The following is a 25,129-nucleotide window of genomic DNA, read 5'->3' on the forward strand; positions in this document are numbered from 1 at the left end:
TATGACATCTTTTACTCGCCGCATGGCTGATGGAGATCGCTTCGGTTTCACCATATCCAGGGTCCGCACCCATCACGACACCTATCTGAACCTTCGGGCTCGGGACCACAGTCTTGCACATGAAACGTCATCTGCCCTCGAGGGAGAGACGATCCTTGTTACCTGGTCTTTCATGCCTGAGTTTGGTTTGCTGGTTTCAAGCGATGGAAGCTGGCCGGAAGCGCTCTCAAGAGGAGAGGGGAAGCCCTGGAGTCCGGCTTTCATGGCGCTTTCCGTGATCGACATGCAGGCAGGTCGCCACGCGCTCAAGGAATTCGGAAAACCCGATTTTCTGACTGCGGAAATCAATACGGGCCTGATCCATACCAACCGGCCGACCATCTCGGACTGGGAGCTCTTTGAGTTCGAGTCCGTCAGGCAGTCGGTAGCGGTACTTCTGGGCGACTTCGCCGAACAATTTGGCATTGTGCTTCATGCCCGTCACGATGCGGTGGCTGCCCTGCATACGCTGCTTTCAGCCCCCGCGCCTTTTCTCCCAGCCCTTTTCGATATCCTGCTGACAATCCTGCGGCCGGACGTTCTGACCTCTTTCGTAGCGTTGTTTACGACCGACCTCGCCCGGGCCGTCGACCCCGCAACACGCGACGCCGTGCGCCTTCTCGCCGCCCTGCCGGGAGGGGGTTGGATCGCGGGTGCCCTGCAGGATCTGCATGAGTGGAAAAACGGGCGCAGCCGGGCCTGTCTGTCGGCCGACGAGCGTTTTGATTTTCTCGGACTTCATGACCAGCGCGGCCCGGGGAGTGCCTACCATCTGGGCGCCCGGCTGCTGGGCGAGGCCCGTCGTGCAATCGTTCCCAACCACAAACTGGCGATCCTGGCCACGGCGCGTGATGAGGGGCTGTATCTGCTGGAATGGATTGCTCATCATCGCCGCGTCGGTGTCGAGCAATTCTTCATCTACACGAATGATCTGACAGACGGCTCGGATGTCTTGCTGCGGCAACTGGCAGAAGCGGGCGAGATTGTCTGGATTGACAATACCGGAGCATCTCCTGCCAAAATAAACATGCAGGACAAGGCCTATTGTCATGCACTGACCATCGTGCCCGAAATACTGGATTATCGCTGGTGTCTCGTGCTCGATCTCGATGAGATGGTCCTGCCTGGCGCTCATGTCGATTACAGCCTGCCGCCATTGCTTGAAGCCCGAGAGCATGAAGGTGCCGAGGCTATTGCGATCTCGTGGCACGTTTTCAATTCCAATGGCCGTCTGACATGGTCCCCCGGACTGGCATCCGAGCGTTTTGTAGAGACCGAGCGTCACCCGCTGATCAAATCGGTGTTTCGTACCAACCGCTTCTTCGGGTCTTCAGCCCATCATCCGGATGCACAGGACAGGCGCGTGATCCCGTTCCTCACCATTGATGGCGAGCGTCACCGTAGCGGTGATCTGGGGGAACATGATATCAATTTTGCTATCCGCCCCACCGTCAATGCGATGATCTGCCACTATCACGTTCGCTCTCTTGAGGAATATGTTTGGAAATTCGCCCGCGGCGAAAACGACGGCAATGGCGTGCTCAAGACCAAGCATTTTCGATATAATAATCCGGGTGTTTTCAATCTTTTCACCACGCGTTTCGAGGCTGGTGGTCCCAAACCTGCACTGCCTCTTGCCGAGGACGTCCACCGGGGTATCCGGCGTCTCTCCCGTCTGCCCGGCGTAACCGAAGCCCGCGAGGAGATCGAGAGACGCTTCGCTGAGCAATCGATCGATTACGTTGAGCAGAGTGCGGCCATCATGAAAGAGGATGATCGCATCGATGTCGAGACACGGGAAAGATGGTGCGCCCTGGTTGCGGAATGGCGCAGGCTGCGCGGTCTCTCCTGACGGAGGACAGGACCCAGCCCCGATGATGGAGGCCCGGTTACCGGGCCTCCATCAGGGTTGGGTTTGATGCGATGCTGATGTGAGCCCTGCAAACCCGGAGGCGAGGTAATTTTCGACCACCAGGGAGAAGGGCAGACCGTCAGTCCCGCGCGTGAGCATGGCGGTGTTGCGCAGCAGGACATCTGACGGAAGGTGGTCGCGCTCGCTTTCCAGCCCCACCCGGTGAAAACGCAACGCGGCCACCACATGGCCAAAAGGCAGGGTGGTGGTGTCGAGCAGCTTGTTCATGGCGGGTTCAAGACGCTCAGGCACATACCAGTTCCAGGCATCAGAAAGCACGTGGGTTCCGCAGCGCAGGCTGACATGGCGCAGCCGGATATGCTCATCCGCACCCAGCGAAAAATGTGTCCTGAAGGGCGCAGGCGGCGGCAGACTGTCAGCGGGTAGCGGAATGGCCGTGATCGCCACGCCAGGCGCGAGACGCGAGCAATAGGCTTGCAGCACTTTTGTAGCGCTCGGCTCGGCCTGAAGGGCGCGGCCCAGTTGATCGGCCGTCTCGGCGTGGGAGAAGGAAGGAGCCATGCACAAAAGAAAAAAGCCGGTCAGACCGGCTTTTCCCAAGGAAATCAATTTTCGTTATCGTCGTTGTCGGTGGTGACTTCGATCTCGGAGCCAAGATCATCATCGTCATCATCGAGATCCGATGCGTCTTCCATCACATCGTCATCGCCATCTTCATCGGCGTCGAGATCGACATCGATGTCATCCTCGTCGCTCTTGGGATCATTCTTGGTCTGATCCGCGGGGATGTCGCCACCGCGCTTGGGCTGGGGCAGATCGCTGGGCTGTTCTGCGCCGCATTTGGGACAAATCGCGGGAGCGCGATTCAGGTCGTAGAAACGTGTGCCGCAGGAGACGCAGACGCGTTTCAGACCGAGTTCTGGTTTTGCCATGATGACTACCTGTCGATCCTGAACCGGTTGAAAAGGGAAACGGCTTGTGCCGCGAAGCACGGGGCCATGCCAGCTTGTGCCCGCAATGTCAAATGCCAGCGGGGATTTTGATGTCGAAACCTGACGTGAATCCGGTCTCGGCAATTGACAGGGAGGGGGCTCGCATCGGAATGAACGCTATCATGGAACATCATCCCTCCGCCCCCGTCATTCCTCTTTCCGTAGCGCGCAATCCTGGCCCGCTTCGGGGTTCGATTCGTGTCCCCGGCGACAAGTCGATCAGCCATCGCGCCCTGATGCTGGCGTCTCTTGCCAGTGGGCGTACTGTTGTAACCGGCCTGCTTGAAGGTGAGGATGTGCTGCGCACGGCCGATGCCATGCGCGCCCTTGGTGCGACAATCACCCGAGAGACGGATCGCTGGGTTATCGAGGGCAAGGGGGTCGGTGCGCTGAACGAACCCGACGATGTGTTGGATATGGGCAATTCCGGCACGGCCGCCCGCCTCTTGTCAGGTATCCTGTCCAGCCACGCCATCACCAGCTTCATGACGGGCGATGCCAGCCTGCGCAGTCGTCCCATGCGCCGCGTTACGCAGCCGCTCTCGGCTAACGGGGCCTGTTTTGCCACCAGACATGGCGAAAAGCTTCCGATGGCCATCATCGGCACAGGTGAGGCCGCACCGATTGCCTATCGCCTGCCGGTTGCCTCGGCGCAGGTGAAATCTGCCATTTTGCTGGCCGGGCTCAATGCGACGGGCAGGACCAAGGTGGAGGAGCCCGTAGCGACGCGCGATCACACCGAGAACATGCTGCGCCATTTCGGCGTCGAGGTTGAGGTAGGGCTGACCCCGACAGGTGGTCGTATCATCACCCTGCAGGGACCTGCACGTCTTGCTGCCCGCGATGTTGTCGTGCCGGCTGATCCGTCATCTGCGGCGTTCCCCATCGTGGCGGCCTGCCTTGTTCCCGGCTCGGAAGTTCGACTGCCCGGTATCGGGCTGAACCCCTTGCGCACCGGTCTGTTCACCACATTGCGTGAAATGGGCGCATCGCTCGAGATCGAGAATGAGCGCATCGAGGGTGGTGAGCCCGTCGGTGATCTCGTGGTGCGTGCCTCTGCCCTTCACGGTGTGGACGTGCCGGCCAATCGCGCGCCCTCCATGATCGATGAATATCCCGTGCTGGCTGTGGCCTGTGCGTTTGCCACCGGCACATCGCGCCTGCGCGGTCTTGAAGAACTGCGCGTGAAGGAGAGCGACCGCCTTTCCGCCACTGTGGCGCTGCTCAAGGCCAATGGCGCGACTGTTCGTGTCGAGGGTGATGACATGATCATTGAGGGGCGCGGCGGCGCCGAAGGACTGGGCGGCGGGCTGGTAGAGACGCGCATGGACCATCGTCTGGCCATGAGTGCCATCGTGTTCGGCCTGGCTGCGGAGAAGCCCGTGATGGTGGATGACACCGGCTTCATCAATACGAGTTTCCCCGGCTTCGTGTCGCTCATGACGGCTCTGGGGGCTGCGCTCTGATGCGCCTTATCATTGCTGTTGATGGCCCGGCTGCAGCGGGCAAGGGGACGTTGGCCAAATCGCTCGCTGCGGCGCTGGGGCTGCCTCATCTGGATACGGGGCTCCTCTATCGCGCTGTCGCCCGTCAGATGATCCTCAAGGGTCTGGATCCCGCTGCCGATAGCGGCGAGCAGACGGCGCAGGCGCTCCAGCCCGAGGATCTGCTGCGTGGTGACCTGCGTGTGCCGGAAATCGATCGCGGCGCAAGTTCGGTAGCCACGCAGCCCCCTGTACGCTCCGCCCTGCTTCGGCGTCAGCGCGAGTTTGCGACAGCCAGCGGTGCGGTGATTGATGGGCGCGATATTGGCACGGTGGTTTTCCCCGATGCCGACCTCAAGTTTTTTGTCACCGCCAGCGCCGGGGTCCGCGCCCTGCGTCGCTACCAGCAACTTCATGGGACAGGCGCCCGTGATGAAAACGCGCTTTCTGCCCTGACGGCAGAGATCAGCGCACGCGACCAGAAGGATGCGGAGCGCCCGGTCTCTCCGCTCCGTCAGGCTGATGATGCCGTTCTGATTGAAACAGATGACATGGATGCCGGGGCTGTTCTGGCCCACGCCTTGTCAATCGTAAGGTCTCGTTTTCCGGCCTGAGTCGGAAGCCTGAAATCTGGCCGGGGCGGGTAGGGGGCTTTATCCTTCGACCCAGTTCCCGGCAGATGAATGACAGCTGGAGGCGCATCAGGCACCTTCTGCAAACGGGATGCTTTCCGGCACCGTCACCGCACTCATACCATCGCCGGGGCGTCCTGCAGCGCGGAAGCACCCCTGCGCCTACAGGTGTTCGACTTTATACGCGACGCATGACTGAACGGCATGATTGGCGGCACTTGCGATCTGAGTCGGAGTCGAGAGCCCGCACCCGATTTCGGCCCGGAAATACAGGTTTTTGTTGACAAGCACCCCGCTGCGGGTGTCTGACCACGAGCAGCGTAATGCCACCTGCGCTATCCGTTCTCCCGCGCCTTGCGGGCGATCTTTCCCTGAAGGCTCATGGGTGGCCCAGGATCATCGAGCAAGCCGTCCGGCCAAGATGTCGGGCGCAGACATTGGCCCGGTCTTCACGATCGGCCCAGGATTACGAAAACACATGGCTTCAGCCACCAACACCGTCGAAGACTTTGCTGCTCTTCTCGACGAGACCCTCGGCCAGGACACGGGCTTTGACGGCTCGGTTGTCACCGGTCGCGTTATCCGTCTGACGGACGAGTATGCGATTGTCGATGTCGGCCTCAAGAGCGAAGGTCGCGTCTCGCTCAAGGAATTCGGACCGCCGGGCACCGCGCCTGACGTGCGTCCGGGCGACGTGATCGAGCTTTATGTCGAGCGCTACGAAGACCGTGACGGCTCCATCGTGCTGTCGCGCGAGAAGGCCCGTCGTGAAGAGGCATGGACCTCGCTCGAGCGTGCATTCGCGAACAACCAGCGCGTCAACGGCACGATCTATGGTCGCGTCAAGGGCGGCTTCACGGTTGATCTCGGCGGCGCCATGGCGTTCCTTCCGGGCAGCCAGGTCGATATCCGCCCCGTGCGCGATGTTGCTCCGCTCATGGGCCAGCCCCAGCCTTTCCAGATCCTCAAGATGGATCGCGCTCGTGGCAACATCGTTGTCTCGCGTCGTGCCGTTCTTGAAGAGACCCGTGCAGAGCAGCGCTCCGAGCTGATCCAGGGCCTGAAGGAAGGCATGATCCTCGATGGCGTCGTCAAGAACATCACCGATTACGGTGCGTTCGTTGACCTCGGCGGCGTCGATGGCCTCCTGCATGTCACCGACATCGCCTGGAAGCGTATCAACCACCCGTCCGAAGCCCTGCAGATCGGCATGCCGGTTCGCGTTCAGGTCATCCGCTTCAACTCCGACACGCAGCGTATCTCGCTGGGCATGAAGCAGCTTGAGGCTGATCCGTGGGAGAACGTGGCGATCAAGTATCCGCCGGGTGCCCGCTACTCCGGTCGCGTCACGAACATCACCGACTACGGTGCATTCGTTGAGCTCGAGCCCGGCGTTGAAGGTCTGGTACACGTTTCCGAAATGTCCTGGACGAAGAAGAACGTCCATCCGGGCAAGCTTGTCGCGACCTCGCAGGAAGTCGACGTCATGGTTCTCGACGTGGACAGCGCCAAGCGTCGTATCTCGCTCGGCCTGAAGCAGGTTCAGCGCAACCCGTGGGAGCAGTTCGCCGAAGAGCACAAGGTCGGTTCGACCATCGAAGGCGAGATCCGCAACATCACCGAATTCGGTCTGTTCGTGGGTCTCTCTGCCGATATCGACGGCATGGTGCACATGTCCGATCTCTCCTGGGACGAAGCCGGCGAAGCAGCCATGGCGAAGTTCGAGAAGGGTCAGGTCGTTCAGGCCAAGGTGCTCGATGTGGATCCCGAGAAGGAGCGCATCTCGCTCGGTATCAAGCAGCTTCAGGAAGACCCTGCAGCCGATACCCTGTCGCGCGTCCACAAGGGCGACATCGTGACCTGCCTCGTGACGTCGGTTCAGACCAACGGCATCGAAGTGAAGGTGGACGACGTCCTGACCGGCTTCATCCGTCGCGCCGAACTGGCTCGTGACAAGGCCGAGCAGCGCCCCGAGCGCTTCGCGGTTGGCGAGAAGGTCGATGCGAAGGTTGTGTCCGTCGATCGCGCTTCGCGCAAGCTGGCCCTGACCATCCGCGGCCGTGAGGTCGAGGAAGACAAGGCAGCCATCAACGAATACGGTTCGTCCGACAGCGGTGCATCGCTTGGTGACATCCTCGGTGCGGCGATCCGTCGTCGTAATACCGAAGTGTAATCTGGCGTTAAATCGCAGAAACACTATGAAAGGGCTGCTTCGGCAGCCCTTTTATTTTTTCTTGTTAAACTGACATTCAACTTAATCATTAATTCGTAGACGAACACTTTTGCCAGATCGATGATTAGGCTAAAGGCAGATCAATGGACGGATGGGGATTGCCCCGTTTGTTGGTGAGATGTGCAGGTGGGGTCTTCATGGCTGTTATTTACAATACAAACTACACCCATAACCCGAATTCGTACCTGACACTTGCTGTCGAACGTGCAGCCCGTGCGCTGTTCGGCCATGACCAGATCATTCTTGCCGACAACATGTCCCTGGCTGCCGCTGCCGCATCCGGTGAACATGACACACTCATCTGCATCGACGGACAGCGTATCAATACGCAGCTCATGCGGCGCATCCGCCCCGCGTTCAAGACGATGATTCTCTGGACCTTTGAAGATCCGTTCATGCGGGACTTCAATGTCGAGAACTCCCATCTCTTCGACTACGTCTTCACCAACGATCCGTCCTGCGCTGAACACTATCGTGGCAAGGGCTTCTACCTGCCGCTCGGCGCCAGCCGCACCATCCACCAGCGCGATGTCAAGGACGCCGAGTCTCTCGATTACGACATCTTTTTCGCGGGCACGATGTGGCCTAACCGCGTCGAGACGCTGCGCCGTATCATTGCGGCCTTCCCGAAGGCCCGCCTCAAGCTGATCTGTCCTGGCAACGAATATCTGCCGCCACTTCCTGCCGATCTCGCCGAACTGGCGATCCAGCGACCGGTCAGTCATGAGGCATTCATCGACTTCGCCAATGCCAGTGCGGTGACGCTCACCATGTTCCGCGATTATGCGAGTCACGGTGACATAAGCCAGGCAACAGCGCCGGGGCCGCGTTTCTACGAGCTTGCCCTTGCTGGTGCCGCGCAGGTGGTTGAAGCGCCTGAGAGCATGGACACCAAGTATTTTGCGGAGATCGAGGGCACGTTCCTTGCTCGCGATGTCGATGGTGTCGTGAGCGCTGTTGCAGCGCTGCTGAGCGATCGCGACCTTCGACGAAACGTGGCTCTTGCCGGCCAGAAGTCGGTGGAGGAGGGCCATTTGTATGAGCACCGCCTGCGCTATATGGCCGAGGTGACCCGAGCGAATTTCGGTCGCGCAAAGCCCGGTACTGAACTTGCGCCGCGCCGCCGCCGTCTGCGCGTTCTGATGTGCACGCACTCTACCATCCATGAGGCAGCCTGGGGTGGCGTTGAGGTCTATCAGCAAACTCTATGCTCGATGCTGGGTCGTGAGATCGAGTTTTTCTACTGGCTGCGTCGCGGCACGCATTGCCGTCTGACCACGGCGAACGGGCAGGAAGTCGAGCGTTACGACGTGCCAGAAGTGGGCTGGATGGACGCCATGTGCGACGGCCCGGAAGAAATGGCATTTTCGAACGCCATCAGTCAGTACAATTTTGACATCGTGCATTTCCAGCATCTCGGTCATCACGCCCTGTCTCTGCCGATCATCGCCAAGGCCTGTGGCGCAGGCGTGGTGTTCTCGGCGCATGATTTCTGGCTGATTTCGTCACGCTATAACCTGCTGAACCAGGATCTTCGTTACGTCGAGGATGAGGTGAAGTCGGTCGTGGCAAGCGACATCATTCTGAAGGTGGCCGAGAACATTGAATATGGTGGCGAACAGACCCGTCGGGCCTTCATCGCCAAGATGCTTCACTCAGTCGATCTCATCCTGTTCGGAACCGAGCACTCGCGCAATCTGACTCATGAGATCTACCCGATCCTGAACCAGAAGAGCAGTCTGATCCTCGGTATACCTTCTCCCGAGAACACGATCCCCATCGTTCCAAAGGCCTATGAACCTCTTGGGGAACGTCCGCTCAAGGTCGCGATTGTCGGCAATTTCCTGCGTACCAAGGGCGCGGATACCATCCTCAATCTGATCGAGATCGCCCATCCCGATCATTTCGAGTTCCATATCTTCGGTTATATTCACCCGGAATATGACGCGGTGATCAATGGCAAGCCACGGCCTAACGTGAAGGTATACGGTCGTTACACGGCCGGCGATATCGCAGCCCTGCAGGTGGCTGATGTTGCTCTCAACCTTTCGATCTGGCCTGAGACATACTGCATCTCGCTTTCAGAGGCATGGCAGAATGGTCTCATTCCCATCGTGACTGATGTTGGTGCCCTCGGTGACCGCGTGAAGGATGGTGTGAACGGGTTCAAGGTTCCGATCGGTCGCGCCAACATGGTTCTCGAGCGTCTCGAACTCCTCCGTTCGTCAGAGGGTATTCGCCGTGGTATCATGAGTAATATCTCGCCCGCGCTCTGGACGCAGGCCGAGACCTACGCAAACGATATGCGCGATGTCTATCGCGAGGCGGCTCCGGTCCGCGAGCTCGGTACCGCAGAGATGCAGATCGATGCCGGTCAGGTTCATTTGTTGCCGCATGCGTCCTGGCGTCATCAGGCGCCCCCGCGTCACATCTTCGATCCACCGACCATCCGCGATCTGTCGGTTGAACTGCCTGAGCCGGTAACGGATTGGTACGCAATCCAGGGTGCTGAATACTACATTGACGACGTCTGCCATTTCGTTCTCGCAGATAACGAACCGGAGGACTTCGCGGGGTCTTACGAGTTCCATATCCGTGGCTGGCACGTTCTGCCGGGCGTCAGTTCTGCAGGCTCGATGTATGCTGTTCTGATCGGTGATGACGATACGCCGATGATCTTCCTGCCTTGCATTCGCGAGGCCCGCGGCGACGTCTTGTCGATCTATCCTAATGCGCCGCGTCGCTCGGGCTTTGCTGGCCAGGCTGCCCTGCGCGGGAAGTGGTGTGAGGGACGTTTCCGGGTGGCGCTGGTCAACATCGTCAATGGCTCCGGTGCCTTCATGGTCACCTCGGTCGAGATTGCGGTCAAGGATGGCAAGATCAACGAAATTCAGGTCGAGCGCCCGTCGAATGGCCAGATCATGGCTGATTTCGCCCGTGTCTCGCATGCCGATGGCCATTTGCGCGGGATCAAGCTGAGCCGACTGCACCGGGAAAATGCCCCGCATCGCAGCACGAATGATTTCCAGCATTATATCGATTCACTGAGCGGCCTGATTGGCGATCCGGCTCCGTTGCTCACCGATGACGGCAATCTCTTCATCCGTGGGTGGGGTTTCCTGCGCCAGATCGAGCGCGCTGGCACCATGTCGGTTGCTCTGGTGAGCGAAGCCAACGGAGATGTCTTCTTCTTTGCGCTCAATCGATTTGTCCGTCACGATGTCAAAACGATTTTCGTCGATGCACCGCTTTGTGTCGGCTTTGAAGGGTGGCTCTCCATAGCGTCAGGCTATGCGGCGGAAATGGCAGGACGTTATCGTCTATGTCTGGTCAACACGATTGGTGAACTGGTGGGTATCAAACCTCTGGATGTCATCGTGACGGTCACCGAGGGCATTATTGCCTCTGTCGAACACAGCGAGGTGAGTGAGGCGACAGTTGCCCAGGTCAATGATTGCATTGAGGCACGCTATGCGTCCGAGCCTGCTGTCTGACATCAGGGGGAAGCCTTCTCATGGAGCATGCGCGCATCGCGAAATGGCGTCTGGTTGATGAAGACTGGTATCTCGGTCTTCATCCGGAGGCGGTCGACGAAATCACTGCTAACGGATTGCGTGATGCTACGGAGCATTACGAGACGATAGGGAAGTCCTTCGGATTTTCCCCCAATCGCTATTTCGACGAGAGCTGGTATCGTCAGACTTATCCCGAGATCTATGCGGAAATCTGCCGTGGTGGACTGGCTTCGGGGTTCGATCACTACTGCGCAACGGGTTACACATCCTACGCACCGCACTGGTTGTTTTCCGAAACCTACTATCGTGCCCGCAATGGCAGGCAGATCGAGCCGGCGCTTGCCAGTGGGTTTTACGTCAATGGTTATGACCATTTTCTTGAAACAGGCGATGCTGACGGGCTTTCAGGCCATTGGTTCCTCGATCCGGAAACCGTTGCGCGGCTCTGCCCGGAAACATTTGCAGAGCAGGGCGACGGCAGGGCACTTTTTTCTGCCCTGACCCTCAACAAGCCGGGGATGGCAGATCAGCACCGGGTCTCATGGTATTTTGACCCGGTCTGGTATCGCGAGCGCTATCCGGAAGTTGATCGTGAGATTGCTGCGGGGCGGTATCTATCCGCTCTTCACCACTATCTGACAAACCAGACGCCGCGGCAGTTCAATCCGCAAGCTTTTTTCGATGAGCAATATTACCTGCGTGTCCATGCAGATGTGATGCCCAGCATCGATAATGGGGCATTCCGGAATGGATACGAGCATTTTGTAAGGTTTGGTGCGCGAGAAGGACGTCGGCCTGCTGAGGGGATCAACCTTCAGGTTTTCGGAACCAAACCCGATATCCGTGCCCTGCTTGACGCCGGCCTTTACGATAGCGTTTTCGCTTGCTGGGTCGCACAGCGCCTCAAATATGGTGAGCAAGGCGACGTTGCCCCACCGTCCGAGGAACAGACACGCCGGCTTTTCGAGGCAACCGCGGCTTTACAGCAGCGTGTTCTCACCCGGCATGCTCCTGATTTCACCCACGAGGGTGAGCCGCAGCTTTCAGTCATCATGGTGCTGCACAACAAATACGCGCTGACCATGCAGGCTCTTGCTTCGTTGCGTGCAAATTATGCAGGGGCGTTACAGGTCATCATCGTTGATTCTGCATCAAGCGACGAGACGACCCGTATCGAGCAGGTCGTGCGCGGTGTGCGGGTGATGCGCTATCGCTACAACATTGGCTATCTCGACGGGTGCAACGCGGCATTGGCCGAAGTGCGTGCGCCGGTTGTGCTTTATCTCAATAATGATCTTCGTCTCTATCCGCATGCTATCCGCAATGCGTTGTCGCGGCTGAACTCATCGGATGAGATTGCGGCCGTTGGCGCCAAACTTATCCGAAGCAACATGTGGCTTCAGGAAGCGGGTTCAATCATCTGGCGTGATGGTGCGACCTATGGCTATCGGCGTCAGGATAATCCCTCCATCCCGGAGGCGAATTTCGTTCGCGATGTCGATTACTGCTCGGCGGCTTTTCTTATGGTCCGCAGCGCGACTGCCCATGCGCTCAATGGCTATGATACGATCTACCGTCCTGCCTATTTTGAAGATACGGATTTCTGTCTGCGTATCGTGCGCTCTGGCAAGCGCATCGTGTACGATCCCAGTGTGGTGGTCGAGCATCTCGAATTCGGCAGTGCCGGCAATGCGGGTTCGCATGCGCAGATCCAGATCAATTATCGTATTTTTGGCAAGCAGCATCAGGAATATCTGAGGCAGCAGCTTCCTGCCCATGTGCGCAATGCCGTTCTGGCCCGTTCCCATCGTGGGGGCCGGCGCCGCGTCCTGTTCATCGAGGATCGTATTCCCCTGCGCTCGCTGGGGTCGGGATACGTGCGCTCGAATGATCTGGTCTGGGCCATGAGCCGCCTGGGTCTGCAGGTCACTGTGTTTCCGGTACTTCCGCGCCCGGCAAGTCATCTCGATCTGGCGACCGATTTTCCGGATGACGTCGAACTCATGGCGCAGAGTGACCTGAGTGACCTCAACGCATTTATTGAGGAACGGGCCGGGTATTATGATCTTATCTGGATAGGGCGCACACATAATCTTACGCGCTTGCTACCGGTCCTTACAGAGCAAAGCCGTCATTTGCCGGTCGATAGTGTCGTGCTTGATACGGAGGTTATTGCCGCACCAAGAGCGATCGAAAAAGCGCGCTTTCACCCACCGAAGGAAAAACTCCTGTCGTTGGGCGAAATGGTATCACGCGAGCTTGAGACAGCCCATTACTGCCAGAAGATCGTCGTGGTTTCCGCCCATGATGCGGCCCTTGTTCGTGAAGCCGGGTATGAAAACGTCTCCATTCTGGGCCATGCCCTGGCGGCCAGGCCGGATCCTCGCGGCTTTGAAGAGCGTCGCGATATTCTCTTCGTAGGCGCCCTTCATGATGAAGACGCTCCCAATTTCGACAGTCTCTTCTGGCTGATCAACGACGTGTTGCCCGAGCTCGATGAGTACCTTCCCCCAGACGTGAAGGTGAGTGTTGCCGGGTACTTCAACCCTGCCCTGGATGTCTCTGCCTTGCGTTCGTCCAAGCGGATAAACTGGCTTGGTCCGGTTGACGATCTCCGCCCGCTTTATGCTTCGCATCGTCTATTTGTGGCACCCACGCGCTATGCTGGTGGCCTGCCCTACAAGGTGCATGAGGCGGCGTCTTATGGCCTGCCAGTGGTCGCAACGCGGCTTCTCGCTCGTCAGATGGATTGGGCGGACGGCGTAGAGCTGGTGAGTGCGCCGAGCGAGGATCCGATCGCCTTCGCCTTTGCCCTGTCGGAACTCTACGACAATGCCGAGAAGTGGAAAATGATCCGCACCGGGGCTCTGCGGGCCATTGAGCGCGACTGTAGCCCTGCGCGATTCAGTCACGCACTCCGGGCGATTATTGAAGCAAGTGTGGCGCCCGCAGGCAGCCACGTCTGACAATCGGTGACGGGTTTCCCCGGAGCCAGAATGAGGAATGGACGTAAAGACCATGTCAGCAGAGAAAAAAAACACAGGATCCAAGGCTGCTGGCAAAACGCAGCGCGTGCTCGTTTGCAGTGGCGGACGCTATGAGTCACAGGCCAATGCGCAGATCCGTGAATCAATCATGGATGGTTGGGCCGAGTGCTTCGGCGATGAAAATGTTGTTGCCGTGCATATCAGCGGTGCCGCGGCTGCGGTCGAGCGTATCCAGCCAACCATCGTTTTTGCCATCGGCTCCTATCTTCCCGAGAGCACCTATTTCGGGGAGGTCTGTCGCGAAGCCAAGAAGATCGGGGCAACGACTGTTTTCTGGGCAACAGAAGACCCCTACGAGCAGGACGCCAATTATCGCATCACGGATGATTTCGATGTCATCTTTTCGTGTGACCGCTGGGGTCATAACTTCTATCAGCGCGAGCAGATCTATCATCTTCCGCTCGCGGCCAGCCGCAAGCTGCATTACGCGCCGATTGAAGCTGATGTCGAGAAGTCGATCGATGTCCTTTTCTGCGGTGTGGCCTTCACGAGCCGCAAGGATATCGTGCGCAACCTGATGCCCACGCTCCGCAACCTGAACATCAAGATCATCGGTCCGGGCTGGGGTGAGTTCGGTATCGGTTTCTCGGATGCGCGCATCGAGAAGGCACAGCTTATCGAGTTGTATCGTCGCTCCAAGCTTGTTCTCAATCTGGGCCGCTCGCTCCATTTCGAAAACAAGCGCTTCATGATCTCACCCTCGACGCCCGGTCCGCGTACCTTCGAGGCCGCTGCTGCAGGTGCTTTTCAGGTATTCCATGAGGATACCTATGAGCTGCGCCGCTACTTCACGGCCGATGAGATTCCGACCTTCTCGAACAAGATCGACTTCGATCGTCTGGTGGCCCGCTATATCAACGACACGCCGCTTTGCATCGAGATGGCGCGCCGTGCTCAGGCGCGCACGATGGAGGAGCATACTTATGGCCATCGTATCCGCGCGGCCATTGCGGTCCTGAAGCGTGAGGGCTTCATGCAGGACTGAAATCCTGCGCAATAGCCGGTGATCGATCCGGCCTCTTCGTATTGAAGCAGGTCGGATGGCACGATGAGAGATGCCCGCGCGCTCTGTTGAAATAATCGACATGTGATCGCATTTCAGTATGCCAGCGTCTTTTCCTCCTCAAAACGGATGATACAGTTTGTCACGTCCGTTTTCCGGGAGAATTCATGCATACTGCTAGCCTGTTACGTCGCTTTGCTTTCCTGGCTGTTGTCGGGTTGACGGGGCTGTCGGTCGGAAATCCTGCTTTTTGTCAGGAGCATCTGACCGTGCATGGCATGACCCAAGACGCTCTTGAGGATCATCTGAATTTCGAACTGGGGGAACGTCAGTTCGGCACGCTGCCACGATGGCATCAGCAGGTCTGCGTCGATATTCATGGCGTGCAGGAGCAGTTCGACAAAATGCTGTTCTCTCACCTCAAGAATACGGGGAGTAGTCTGGGGCTGTCTCTGTCGCGCGATTGCAGCGCAAAGCAGCTTTTCGTCTTCTTTACCGATCAGTCCGATGCTCTGGCTGACGGAATACACAAACTGAACCCCGATCTGTTCGTAGGTCTGGATAATGCACAGGAATATCAGGAGAGTAAGGTCGAAGCGACCCGAGATGAGGTCAGACAGTTTCTCAAACCACGCGCCGTCAGGTGGCTGGCATCGTCGTCCATGCGCAACAAGAGCGATATGCCGCCGATCATCCTGCCATCGAGCTTTCCGCCTCGATATGCTGCGCCGGTAGTGGATAGCGCTCTGGGGAATGTGACAACCCGGCGGGACCTGACGATTGTTCTGATCATCATCGATATCAACCGCCTCAGAAATGAATCCTGGGGCATGCTGGGTGATCTGCTCTCGCTCGTTGCCTTTGCGGCGCCGCATCTCCGCGACGGTTACGACGACCGGAGTTTGCTCAGATACACGCAGACCGAGATCCTCGAGGGACCAACAGGGGAGATGCTTCCCTATGACAGGGCCGTTCTGGCAACGCTTTATGCCCTCCCGGATGACTACGACCAGTCAGATGGCCTGAACTGGATGGCCAGTCATTTCTCGCCTGAGGCCCGCTCGCACTGATCGGGCAGCAGGTTCAGCCGCGCGTCAGATGATAATGGCTGCGCAGATCGGCCTCGATCTGGTCAGCATGAGCCCCATCGCGGGCTTCGATCATGATCTCCAGCTCCGCCGTCTGCACAGAAGGAGCGGCAAAGAGGCGTTGATGCGAGACCTCGATGATATTGCCGCCAGCATTGCCGATGCGCGTGGAGATATCAGCCAGCACACCGGGACGATCAGGGATCTGAAGGGTAAGCGACAGCAGGCGGCCATCACGGCGCAGGGCGCGAAGTAGCGTGTTGGCAAAAATGCGTGTGCCGATGTTCCCGCCCGTGATGGGTAAAGCCACCCGCTTGCCCTTGAAGAGCTCGGGATAGGCCATCACTGCAGCCAGAGCTGCCGCGCCAGCACCCTCGGAGACCTGCTTGGCCTGTTCGGCCAAATGGGCAATGGCCGATTCCACCTGAAGCTCGGTAACGACCAGAACACGGTCGAGAAGCGGGCTGACGGTTTCGAGGCAGGTATTGCCGATCTGCATGACCGCAATACCTTCGGCAATGGTGGAGCCACCACGTGCCTGTACGGCCGCCTCGGGGAAGGCGGAAAGCGAGGCATGACTCTCGACCTGCACGCCGATGATCTTCGTATTGGGGCTTAGCGCTGCCGAAGCGATGGCTGAACCGCTGATCAACCCGCCACCGCCAATCGGCAGGACCAGATAATCGAGCTCGGGGCTGTCCTCGATCAACTCGATGGCGAAGGTGCCCTGACCCGCCATGACAGCCACGTCATTAAACGGGTGAACCAGAACGAGGCCGTTCTCCTTGCGGATTGCCTCAGCCACCATTGAGGCTTCGGCAAAATCCTCGCCCTCGGTCACGACATGAGCGCCCCAGCCACGTGTGCGCTCGACCTTGGCCGAGGGCGTATGGCGCGGCATGACGATGGTAGCGTCAATGCCAAGCAGGCTGGCATGACGGGCCACGCCCTGAGAATGATTTCCCGCCGAAACCGCAATCACGCCGCGTTTCTTTTCCTCGTCGCTCAGCAGCGCCAGCTTGTTGGCGGCACCGCGTTCCTTGAACGAGGCGACAGCCTGCAGATTCTCGAGCTTCAGCCAGATATCGGCTCCCGTCATCTTGCACAGGGCCGCGCAGCGAATGCTGGGCGTGCGCACAATATGGGGGGAAATCCGCTCATGGGCGGCAAGGATATCGGCGAAGGTGAGGGTGAGGCTTTCGGACACGGTCTTCTTTTCTTGCTTTGGGGCTGGCCGTCCGAAACCGCCAGACGCCAGCCCGTGCTGATACTGATCCGTTTATTTGAAAGTGACGGCCAGAATCTCGTAGCTCTTGTCGCCACCCGGGGTCGGTACGGTCACGCTGTCACCGACCGACTTGCCGATAAGCGCCTTGGCGAGCGGCGAGGAGACAGAAAGGCGGCCCAGCTTGATATCAGCCTCGTGGACGCCCACGATCTGATAGCTGCTCTCCTTGTCCGTTTCCTCATCGACCAGTTCGATATGAGCACCGAATTTCACGGTGTCCCCCGAGAGCTGCGAGGGGTCAATGACTTCAGCCGTCGAGATCAGTTCCTCGAGTTCGAGAACGCGCCCCTCGATGAAGGACTGACGATCGCGTGCTGCATGATATTCGGCATTTTCTGACAGATCGCCGTGAGCGCGTGCTTCAGCAATGGCGCGGATGACGGCCGGACGATCTTCGCTTTTCAGCCGACGCAGTTCATCTTCTAGACGGGTCAAACCTTCACCGGTCATCGGAATCTTCTGCACAGCGCATTCCCCAAAACGAGTTCAGCCCTCGCGTAGCGCCCAGGAACAACATTGTCCCAGAGCCCTGCACGGGGCATGGATGGGCATGAGACAATCCCCGCCCGCAATTTGATCAGATAAATTAGGTCTTCCGGGGGGCGAATTCAAGGCAAGCCTCGAAATGAGGGCCTGTTTTGTTCAGAGTTGATCATCTCGGGGAGGAAGCAGGGCTCTGCCCTGAAACGCGCTAAAAGGCGGTCGACCTCTGAAAATCCGCGACTTGAGGATGTCGCATCCCGCCTTGAAGGCCTCAAAGCGGGGATGAAAGGGGCAAGTCCCTTTCCAGAGCGCGAGGCAGAGCCTCGTCACCCTACCCGGCTTGAAACAGCCGGGCAGGGGAAAGGGACAAAGCCCCGTGGTCTCAGAAAGCGCGTTTGAAGTAGGATTGAAGGGGCGCCACATCCAGCCCGCCATCCTTGATGGCCGAAATGGCATAGATCGCCGCACGGGCACCCGCGAGAGTTGTGAAATGCGGAACGCCTCCGAGCAGGGAGGAGCGACGGATATCAAAGCTGTCGCGCACGGCCTGCGCACCCTGCGCCGTGTTGATGACCAGCTGCACGTCACCCGAGCGGATGGCGTCCACGCAGTTCGGGCGGCCTTCCAGCACCTTGTTCACGCGCTTGACGGGAATACCGGCTTCTTCAAGGCGGGCAGCCGTGCCGCGTGTGGCGAGAATGCTGAAACCCATTTCGATCAGCTTGCGTCCAAGGGCCTGGACCTGGGTCTTGTGACCATCGCGCACCGAAAGCAGCACGGCGCCCGACTGGGGCAGCACCACGCCGGCAGCAAGCTGCGACTTGGCAAAGGCGCGCTCGAAGCTGCTGTCGAGCCCGATGACTTCACCCGTCGAGCGCATTTCCGGCCCGAGGATCGTGTCGGTATCGGCAAAGCGATGGAACGGGAAGACAGCTTCCTTCACCGCCACATGCGGCGCAATGGCATCGCCATCGAGCTTGAAGCTCGAAAGCTTGGCGCCTGCCATCACGCAGGCGCCGATCTTGGCCACCGGTACGCCGGTCGCCTTGGCAACGAAGGGCACCGTGCGCGAGGCGCGCGGGTTCACCTCGAGCACGAAAACCTCGTGGTCCTTGATGGCGTATTGCACGTTCATCAGGCCGACAATGCCCAGCTCACGCGCCATGGCCTCGGTCTGGGCCTTCAGCTCGGTCACGATGGCGGGTGACAGGGTATAGGGCGGCAGCGAGCAGGCAGAGTCACCGGAATGGATGCCGGCTTCCTCGATATGCTCCATCACGCCCGCCACATACACGTCCTGACCGTCGCAGATGCAGTCCACATCGGCTTCGATGGCGTCATTCAGATAGCGGTCGAGCAGGATCGGGCCGGAAGAGACCTCGGCACCGGCCAGAACGAGCGTATTGCGCAGATAGCGCTGCAGCCCTGCCGGATCATAGACGATTTCCATCGCGCGGCCGCCCAGCACATAGGACGGACGAACCACGACCGGGTAGCCAACCTTCTCGGCCACGGCTTCGGCTTCACCCGGTGTGCGGGCAATGCCGTTTTCGGGCTGACGCAGGCCGAGCTTGCGCAGCAGTGCCTGGAAACGCTCGCGGTCTTCTGCACGGTCAATGGCATCAGCCGGGGTGCCGAGCAGCGGAATGCCAGCGGCTTCCAGCGCTCGGGACAGTTTCAGCGGGGTCTGGCCACCATATTGCACGATGCAGCCCAGAATCTCGCCGCCAGCCTGTTCGGTGCGGATGAGAGAGATCACATCCTCATCGGTCAGCGGTTCGAAATAGAGACGGTCCGAGGTGTCGTAATCGGTCGAGACCGTCTCGGGGTTGCAGTTGACCATGATGGTCTCGAACCCGGCCTCGCGCAGTGCATAGGCGGCATGCACACAGCAATAGTCGAACTCGATACCCTGACCGATACGGTTCGGGCCACCGCCGAGAATGATGATCTTCTTGCGGTCGGTCGGACGGCTTTCGCATTCCGGCACGCCGAACCCACCCTCATAGGTCGAGTAGAGATAGGGTGTGTCAGAAGCGAATTCGCCTGCGCAGGTATCGATGCGCTTATAGGCTGGGGTCACGGCAAGCTTGAGACGGAACGCGGCCACATCCTCGACGCTCTGGCCCGTCAGGCGGGCAAGCTGGCGATCGGAGAAGCCCTGCGCCTTGATGCGGCGCAGATTGCGGGCATCCCTGGGCAGGCCGTTGGCGGCGATCTCGTTTTCGGTAACGATGATATCGTGCAGCTGACGCAGGAACCATGGCTCGAAGCGGCAGGCTGCGTTGATGTCTTCAAGAGACAGCCCGGCGCGCATGGCCTGGGCAGCCATGAGAATACGCTCGGGGCGCGGCTCGGAGAGGGCGGCGCGATAGGCATCGAGCGAGCCGTCTCCCGGGGCCTCGACGGGATCGAGGCCTGTCAGACCCGTCTCCATCGAACGCAGACCCTTCTGCAGCGCTTCTGCGAAGGAGCGACCGACCGACATGGCCTCACCCACCGACTTCATTGACGTCGAGAGCAGGGCAGGGGCGCCGGGGAACTTCTCGAAGGTGAAGCGCGGAATCTTCACCACGACATAATCGATGGTCGGCTCGAAGCTGGCAGGTGTCGTGCCGGTAATGTCGTTGGCGAGCTCGTCCAGCGTGTAGCCCACGGCCAGCTTGGCCGCGATCTTGGCGATGGGGAAGCCCGTCGCCTTGGAGGCAAGTGCCGAAGAGCGCGAGACGCGCGGGTTCATCTCGATGACGACGATACGGCCATCATCGGGGTTGATGCCGAACTGAACGTTCGACCCGCCGGTCTCTACACCGATCTTGCGCAGACAGGCGATCGAGATGTCGCGGAGCTTCTGGAATTCCTTGTCGGTCAGGGTGAGTGCAGGGGCGACGGTAATGGAGTCACCTGTATGCACGCCCATCGGATCGATATTCTCGATCGAGCAGACGATGATGCAGTTATCCGCCTTGTCGCGGACGACTTCCATCTCGAATTCCTTCCAGCCCAGCACGGATTCCTCGATGAGAACCTCGGTGGTGGGGGAGGCATCTAGACCGCCCGCCACGATCTGGTCGAACTCTTCACGGTTATAGGCAATGCCGCCACCGGCGCCGCCCATGGTGAAGGAAGGGCGGATGATGGCGGGCAGGCCGACCGATTCCAGCGCCGCACGGGCTTCTTCGAGCGTGTGGGCGATGGTGCTGCGCGGGGATTCCACGCCGATTTCGTCCATGGCCTCGCGGAATTTCTGACGGTCCTCGGCGCGGTCGATGACTTCGGCATTGGCGCCGATCAACTCGACATTATGCTTCTTGAGGAAGCCCGACTTGTCGAGCGCCATGGCGGCGTTGAGCGCCGTCTGACCGCCCATTGTCGGCAGAACCGCATCGGGCTTTTCCTTGAGAATGATGCGCTCGACGAATTCCGGGGTGATCGGCTCGACATAGGTGGCATCGGCCAGACCCGGATCGGTCATGATGGTGGCCGGGTTGGAGTTGATGAGGATGACGCGATAGCCTTCCTCCTTCAGCGCCTTGCAGGCCTGCGTGCCGGAGTAATCGAATTCACAGGCCTGACCGATCACGATAGGGCCAGCGCCGATAATGAGGATCGACGAGATATCTGTACGTTTCGGCATGGATCAGGCTGCCTTCTTGTCCATGAGCGCGACGAAACGCTCGAAGAGATAGAATGAATCCGATGGCCCGGGGCTGGCCTCGGGGTGATACTGAACCGAGAAGGCATCGAGCTTCGTGCTGCGGATACCCTCATTCGAGCCATCGAACAGGCTGGTATGGGTGATGATCACGTCCTCGGGCAGGGATTTGTCATCCACAGCAAAGCCGTGATTCTGGCTCGTGATCTCCACGCGGCCCGAGGCGAGGTCCTTGACCGGCTGGTTCGCGCCGCGATGGCCGCGCTCCAGCTTAAAGGTCTTTGCTCCAAGTGCCTGCGCCAGAAGCTGGTGACCAAGGCAGATTCCAAAGACCGGGATGTTGGCATCCAGCACGCCCTTGATGGCGGGCACCGCATAAACGCCGGTTGCCGCCGGGTCGCCGGGGCCGTTGGAGAGAAACACGCCTTCAGGATCGTGGCGCAGGATTTCCTCGGCCGTTGCCGTGGCAGGCACCACGGTCACGTCGCAGCCTGCGGTCACGAGGCAGCGCAGGATGTTGCGCTTGGCGCCGTAATCGACAGCGACCACGCGGCGACGCGTGCTGCGCTCTGCTGCGGGCTTCTGCCACACGCCCAGATCCCAGCTATAGCTCTGGGCGCAGGTCACATCCTTTGCCAGATCCATGCCCTCCAGCCCCGGCCATGAAACGGCCTGGGCACGCAGGGCGGCGAGGTCGAACTGGCCATTCTTCGGGAAGGCGAGCACGGCGGTCTGCGGGCCGCCATCGCGCAGGCGGCGGGTGATCAGACGCGTGTCGATGCCGGCAATGCCAGGCAGGTTCTGGCCGATCATCCACTGCGCAAGCTTCTGGGTCGAGCGCCAGTTGGCGGGCAGGGTAACGTCCTCTTTCACCACCACGCCACGCGCGGCCACGCGCTGGGCCTCGTCATCCTCGGCGTTCGTGCCGACATTGCCGATATGGGGAAAGGTGAAAGTCACGATCTGCCCGGCGAAGGACGGGTCGGTGAGCGTTTCCTGATAGCCGGTCATGCCGGTATTGAAGCAGAGCTCGCCAATGGCTGCGCCATCCGTATGGGCGCCAAAGCCGACGCCCCACAAAACGGTGCCATCAGCGAGAACGAGGGCGGCATTCGCGCCGTCAGGGCAGGTCTCTGTCATTGTCGGGGTTTCCTCCTGAGGCGTCTGCGGATCGAGGTCCGAAAGGGAAATGCCGGGCAGACGCAGCAATGCGGCCCAGTGCTTGCCGGGGATGGCGCGCGACTGGCGCCATTTGCGAATGGCTTCGGTGCCGACGCCGGTCAGGCTTGCCAGCGCCTCGGCGCCACCGGCCTTCTCGATGATCTCTTCGATATCCATACCCGTCTCCCTTGCGTCCTTTTCCACTCGGACGCTCGCGTGGTTGGTGCTAGATAAGCCCTTGAGACGAGATTGGGAAGTTTTTTCCCACTCACATGCGTTGCCTGATATGTGGGAAAAATATTCCCGAAATCATGTGGCGTGATCCGAAAAAGGAATGAGACAATGTCCCTGAGAGAACAGATCTCCGCCGATCTCAAGACCGCCATGAAGGCCAAGGAGATGGATCGCGTGGCCCAGATTCGTGGCATCACCGCCCGTATCAAGGATCTGGATGTCGCGGCGCGTGCCAACGGCAAGGAAGTTGGTGACGAGGACATCCTCCCGATGCTGCGCAGCATGATCAAGTCGCGCACCGAGTCCGCCACGATGTATCGCGAAGGCGGCCGTCCCGAACTGGCGGAAAAGGAAGAAGCCGAAATCGAGACGATCAAGACCTATCTCCCGCCCGAGATGGACGAGGCAACCCTCAATGCCGAAATCGATGCGGCGATTGCCGAGGCTGGTGCGACCAGCATGAAGGAGATGGGCAAGGTCATGGGTGTGCTCAAAGCCAAGTTTGGCAGCGCCCTCGATATGGGTCGCGTCAATCCTGTCGTCAAAGCCCGTCTGTCCTGAAGGCAGGCTGAACGATGGCGTTCGATCCCGGTTTTCTGGACGAGCTGCGTGCCCGCACCCCGATTGCAGCCGTCATCGGGCGCCGCACCAAGCTCAGCCGTTCAGGCCGCAACTGGAAGGCATGCTGCCCCTTCCATGGGGAAAAGACGCCATCCTTTTATGTTTATGACGATCACTTCCATTGCTTTGGCTGCGGCGTCCATGGCGATGTGATCTCCTTCGTCATGCAAAGCGAGGGACGCAGCTTCCCGGAGGCTGTGGAGCAGCTGGCGAATGAAGCCGGACTCGATATGCCCCGGCAGGACCCGCGGCAGGAGGCCCGATCGCGCGAGGCGCGATCTCTCGGCGATGTGCTCGAGGCCGTGCAGAACGTCTACCGCCAGGCGCTTTATGCACCTGAAGGCCGTCAGGCACTGTCCTATCTCAGGCGACGCGGCCTGACCGAGGCAACGATCGAGCGCTTCGGCCTTGGCTGGGCGGGCGAGGGACGGGGGGCGCTGCTTCAGGCGCTGCGCGGGCAGGATATTACAGCCGAGCAGCTTTTACAGGCTGGGCTGATGCGTGTGGATGAACATGGCGCACCGCGAGGCGAGCTGTTCTTTTCGCGTGTCATGTTCCCTATACGCGACCGGCGAGGCAGGCTGATCTCATTCGGTGGACGCACCCTTGGCGACGCTCAGCCGAAATATGTGAATGGTCCCGAGACGGCGTTGTTCTCGAAGCGGCACGCACTCTACAATCTCGATCAGGCCCGCAACGCCTTGCGCGACCCAGCCCAGAAGCTGGTTGTGGCTGAAGGCTATATGGATGTGATCGCCCTCGCACAGGCCGGGTTCGAAGCTGCGGTTGCGCCGCTCGGTACGGCGATGGGTGTTGAGCAACTCGAACTTCTGTGGCGCGAGGCCTCGCATCCGATCCTGTGTCTTGATGGCGATGCTGCCGGGGCGCGGGCGGCGCTTCGTGTGGCTGAGTTGGCCCTGCCGCTCCTGACACCGGAGCGCAGCCTGCAATTCTGCCGCCTCGACCCCAAGGATGACCCGGACAGCCTGATCAGGCGCGATGGCCCTCAGGCCATGCGTCAGGTGCTCGATGGAGCAACCTCTCTGGCGGACGAACTGTTCCAGCTCATGCAGGCCGGTGTGAAGCAGGATGTGCCCGAGCAGCGTGCGGCGCTGAAAAAGCGGCTGGAGGCCTCTGCCGCACTGGTGGCGGACAAGGACCTTGCCGCTGAGTACCGGCGTGCATTGATGGAGCGGTTTTTCGCATCGTCACGTCGGGGCAAGGGGCGGGGTGGGCCTTCACGGCCGGATTCTGGCAAGAGCCGGGTGCGCAATATTGCTGTAGGGGACGGGGCTGGAGAGCGTCTGCGGGTGCTGACGGTTCTGGTGCTGCGCCACCCGTCCATTCTGCCGCAGATCGAAGACCCCTATGGCCGTCTCGATCTGCCCCACCCGCTCGATGAGATCCGCGACACGATTCTCGACTGGTTTGCCGAAATTGGTTCGCCGGACCTCCTGACAGAACAGAATGCCCTCGTGGCACTCGATCATGAGGGGCTGGGCGATGAGGCTCGACAACTGATTGCGCGGGGCGTTGTGCCCTCCGCGCAAGCCGAGACGGGCGGAGTTTTCAATCAGGCCCCGCTTCAGCAATGGTGGCATTTTTTCGGATTGGTCAATTTCCCGGCCTTCAAGCGCGAGGTCGAGCAGGACATGCAGGCGGCGCTGGCCAATCCCGCGCTGGAAGGACTGCCCGAGGCGCTGATGGTGCGGCTGCGCACACTCGAGCGCCTGCGTCGCGGCGAAGAGGGCGATGACGCAGATTGACGATGCAGGTTTCGT

16 protein-coding genes are annotated in these 25,129 nt (G+C 59.7%); 10 read left to right on the plus strand and 6 right to left on the minus strand.

The features are described from left to right. Nucleotide 1: 1 nt before the first annotated feature. Nucleotides 2–1,891: a glycosyltransferase family 2 protein gene (locus F3J08_RS00650; protein ID WP_166928048.1), complete on the plus strand. Its 1,890-nt coding sequence runs from the start codon at nucleotides 2–4 to the stop codon at nucleotides 1,889–1,891. A gap of 51 nt (nucleotides 1,892–1,942) precedes the next feature. Here F3J08_RS00650 and F3J08_RS00655 read toward each other — a convergent pair whose 3' ends face one another. Both F3J08_RS00655 and F3J08_RS00660 read right to left on the minus strand, forming a co-directional pair. After that, nucleotides 1,943–2,473 (minus strand): hypothetical protein, encoded by a 531-nt coding sequence (locus F3J08_RS00655; RefSeq protein WP_166928049.1) that lies wholly within the window; start codon nucleotides 2,471–2,473, stop codon nucleotides 1,943–1,945. A 44-nt stretch (nucleotides 2,474–2,517) separates the two neighbouring features. Next, nucleotides 2,518–2,844 (minus strand): FYDLN acid domain-containing protein, encoded by a 327-nt coding sequence (locus F3J08_RS00660; RefSeq protein WP_031240006.1) that lies wholly within the window; start codon nucleotides 2,842–2,844, stop codon nucleotides 2,518–2,520. A gap of 182 nt (nucleotides 2,845–3,026) precedes the next feature. Between F3J08_RS00660 and aroA the strand changes: the two genes are divergently transcribed. The 7 genes from aroA (at nucleotide 3,027) to F3J08_RS00695 (ending at nucleotide 15,888) form a co-directional block, all read left to right on the plus strand. Next, nucleotides 3,027–4,370, plus strand: a complete 1,344-nt coding sequence (gene aroA / locus F3J08_RS00665) for a 3-phosphoshikimate 1-carboxyvinyltransferase (protein ID WP_240149046.1) — start codon at nucleotides 3,027–3,029, stop codon at nucleotides 4,368–4,370. Continuing rightward, nucleotides 4,370–5,002 (plus strand): (d)CMP kinase, encoded by a 633-nt coding sequence (gene cmk / locus F3J08_RS00670; protein ID WP_166928051.1) that lies wholly within the window; start codon nucleotides 4,370–4,372, stop codon nucleotides 5,000–5,002. The genes aroA and cmk overlap by 1 nt, the downstream gene beginning before the upstream one ends. Nucleotides 5,003–5,498: 496 nt before the next feature. Beyond that, nucleotides 5,499–7,193, plus strand: coding sequence for a 30S ribosomal protein S1 (gene rpsA / locus F3J08_RS00675; protein WP_023977629.1), 1,695 nt, complete (start codon nucleotides 5,499–5,501; stop codon nucleotides 7,191–7,193). Nucleotides 7,194–7,390: 197 nt separating this feature from the next. Next, nucleotides 7,391–10,747 carry a glycosyltransferase gene (locus tag F3J08_RS00680; RefSeq protein ID WP_166928052.1) on the plus strand — a complete coding sequence of 1,119 codons (3,357 nt, stop codon included), beginning with the start codon at nucleotides 7,391–7,393 and terminating at the stop codon, nucleotides 10,745–10,747. A gap of 20 nt (nucleotides 10,748–10,767) precedes the next feature. Next, nucleotides 10,768–13,734: a glycosyltransferase gene (locus tag F3J08_RS00685; RefSeq protein WP_166928053.1), complete on the plus strand. Its 2,967-nt coding sequence runs from the start codon at nucleotides 10,768–10,770 to the stop codon at nucleotides 13,732–13,734. Nucleotides 13,735–13,786: 52 nt separating this feature from the next. Further along, entirely contained in the window at nucleotides 13,787–14,800 is a 1,014-nt protein-coding gene (locus F3J08_RS00690) for a glycosyltransferase (RefSeq protein WP_122040058.1), read from the plus strand. Between the two features lie 185 nt (nucleotides 14,801–14,985). Next, complete coding sequence (locus tag F3J08_RS00695) at nucleotides 14,986–15,888, plus strand: hypothetical protein (RefSeq protein ID WP_166928054.1); 903 nt, start codon at nucleotides 14,986–14,988, stop codon at nucleotides 15,886–15,888. 13 nt (nucleotides 15,889–15,901) lie between these two features. On the opposite strand, the gene F3J08_RS00700 is transcribed toward F3J08_RS00695, so the two are convergent. The 4 genes from F3J08_RS00700 to carA all read right to left on the minus strand — a co-directional run bounded on the left by F3J08_RS00700 (nucleotide 15,902) and on the right by carA (nucleotide 22,670). Further along, entirely contained in the window at nucleotides 15,902–17,113 is a 1,212-nt protein-coding gene (locus F3J08_RS00700; RefSeq protein ID WP_166928055.1) for a threonine ammonia-lyase, read from the minus strand. Between the two features lie 72 nt (nucleotides 17,114–17,185). Continuing rightward, on the minus strand, nucleotides 17,186–17,659 hold the full coding sequence (gene greA / locus F3J08_RS00705) for a transcription elongation factor GreA (RefSeq protein ID WP_031240013.1): 474 nt from the start codon (nucleotides 17,657–17,659) through the stop codon (nucleotides 17,186–17,188). A 400-nt stretch (nucleotides 17,660–18,059) separates the two neighbouring features. After that, nucleotides 18,060–21,314 (minus strand): carbamoyl-phosphate synthase large subunit, encoded by a 3,255-nt coding sequence (gene carB / locus F3J08_RS00710; protein WP_166928056.1) that lies wholly within the window; start codon nucleotides 21,312–21,314, stop codon nucleotides 18,060–18,062. Between the two features lie 3 nt (nucleotides 21,315–21,317). Further along, on the minus strand, nucleotides 21,318–22,670 hold the full coding sequence (carA, locus tag F3J08_RS00715; RefSeq protein WP_166928057.1) for a glutamine-hydrolyzing carbamoyl-phosphate synthase small subunit: 1,353 nt from the start codon (nucleotides 22,668–22,670) through the stop codon (nucleotides 21,318–21,320). 165 nt (nucleotides 22,671–22,835) lie between these two features. Here carA and F3J08_RS00720 point away from each other — a divergent pair, with 165 nt between their 5' ends. After that, nucleotides 22,836–23,288 (plus strand): GatB/YqeY domain-containing protein, encoded by a 453-nt coding sequence (locus F3J08_RS00720; RefSeq protein WP_062165027.1) that lies wholly within the window; start codon nucleotides 22,836–22,838, stop codon nucleotides 23,286–23,288. Nucleotides 23,289–23,302: 14 nt separating this feature from the next. Then, complete coding sequence (gene dnaG, locus F3J08_RS00725; protein ID WP_166928058.1) at nucleotides 23,303–25,114, plus strand: DNA primase; 1,812 nt, start codon at nucleotides 23,303–23,305, stop codon at nucleotides 25,112–25,114. Nucleotides 25,115–25,129: the final 15 nt, after the last annotated feature.

The sequence above is a fragment of the Asaia sp. As-1742 genome, assembly GCF_011753235.1.
GTDB classification, from domain to species: domain Bacteria; phylum Pseudomonadota; class Alphaproteobacteria; order Acetobacterales; family Acetobacteraceae; genus Asaia; species Asaia bogorensis_B.

Bases quoted from the DNA above. Each gene is read 5' to 3' on its own strand.
- carB (WP_166928056.1), bottom strand. From the start codon at position 21,314: ATGCCGAAACGTACAGATATCTCGTCGATCCTCATTATCGGCGCTGGC.
- F3J08_RS00695 (WP_166928054.1), top strand. From the start codon at position 14,986: ATGCATACTGCTAGCCTGTTACGTCGCTTTGCTTTCCTGGCTGTTGTC.
- F3J08_RS00685 (WP_166928053.1), top strand. From the start codon at position 10,768: ATGGAGCATGCGCGCATCGCGAAATGGCGTCTGGTTGATGAAGACTGG.
- F3J08_RS00690 (WP_122040058.1), top strand. From the start codon at position 13,787: ATGTCAGCAGAGAAAAAAAACACAGGATCCAAGGCTGCTGGCAAAACG.
- F3J08_RS00680 (WP_166928052.1), top strand. From the start codon at position 7,391: ATGGCTGTTATTTACAATACAAACTACACCCATAACCCGAATTCGTAC.
- rpsA (WP_023977629.1), top strand. From the start codon at position 5,499: ATGGCTTCAGCCACCAACACCGTCGAAGACTTTGCTGCTCTTCTCGAC.
- F3J08_RS00720 (WP_062165027.1), top strand. From the start codon at position 22,836: ATGTCCCTGAGAGAACAGATCTCCGCCGATCTCAAGACCGCCATGAAG.
- F3J08_RS00655 (WP_166928049.1), bottom strand. From the start codon at position 2,473: ATGGCTCCTTCCTTCTCCCACGCCGAGACGGCCGATCAACTGGGCCGC.
- dnaG (WP_166928058.1), top strand. From the start codon at position 23,303: ATGGCGTTCGATCCCGGTTTTCTGGACGAGCTGCGTGCCCGCACCCCG.
- F3J08_RS00650 (WP_166928048.1), top strand. From the start codon at position 2: ATGACATCTTTTACTCGCCGCATGGCTGATGGAGATCGCTTCGGTTTC.
- cmk (WP_166928051.1), top strand. From the start codon at position 4,370: ATGCGCCTTATCATTGCTGTTGATGGCCCGGCTGCAGCGGGCAAGGGG.
- F3J08_RS00660 (WP_031240006.1), bottom strand. From the start codon at position 2,844: ATGGCAAAACCAGAACTCGGTCTGAAACGCGTCTGCGTCTCCTGCGGC.
- carA (WP_166928057.1), bottom strand. From the start codon at position 22,670: ATGGATATCGAAGAGATCATCGAGAAGGCCGGTGGCGCCGAGGCGCTG.
- aroA (WP_240149046.1), top strand. From the start codon at position 3,027: ATGGAACATCATCCCTCCGCCCCCGTCATTCCTCTTTCCGTAGCGCGC.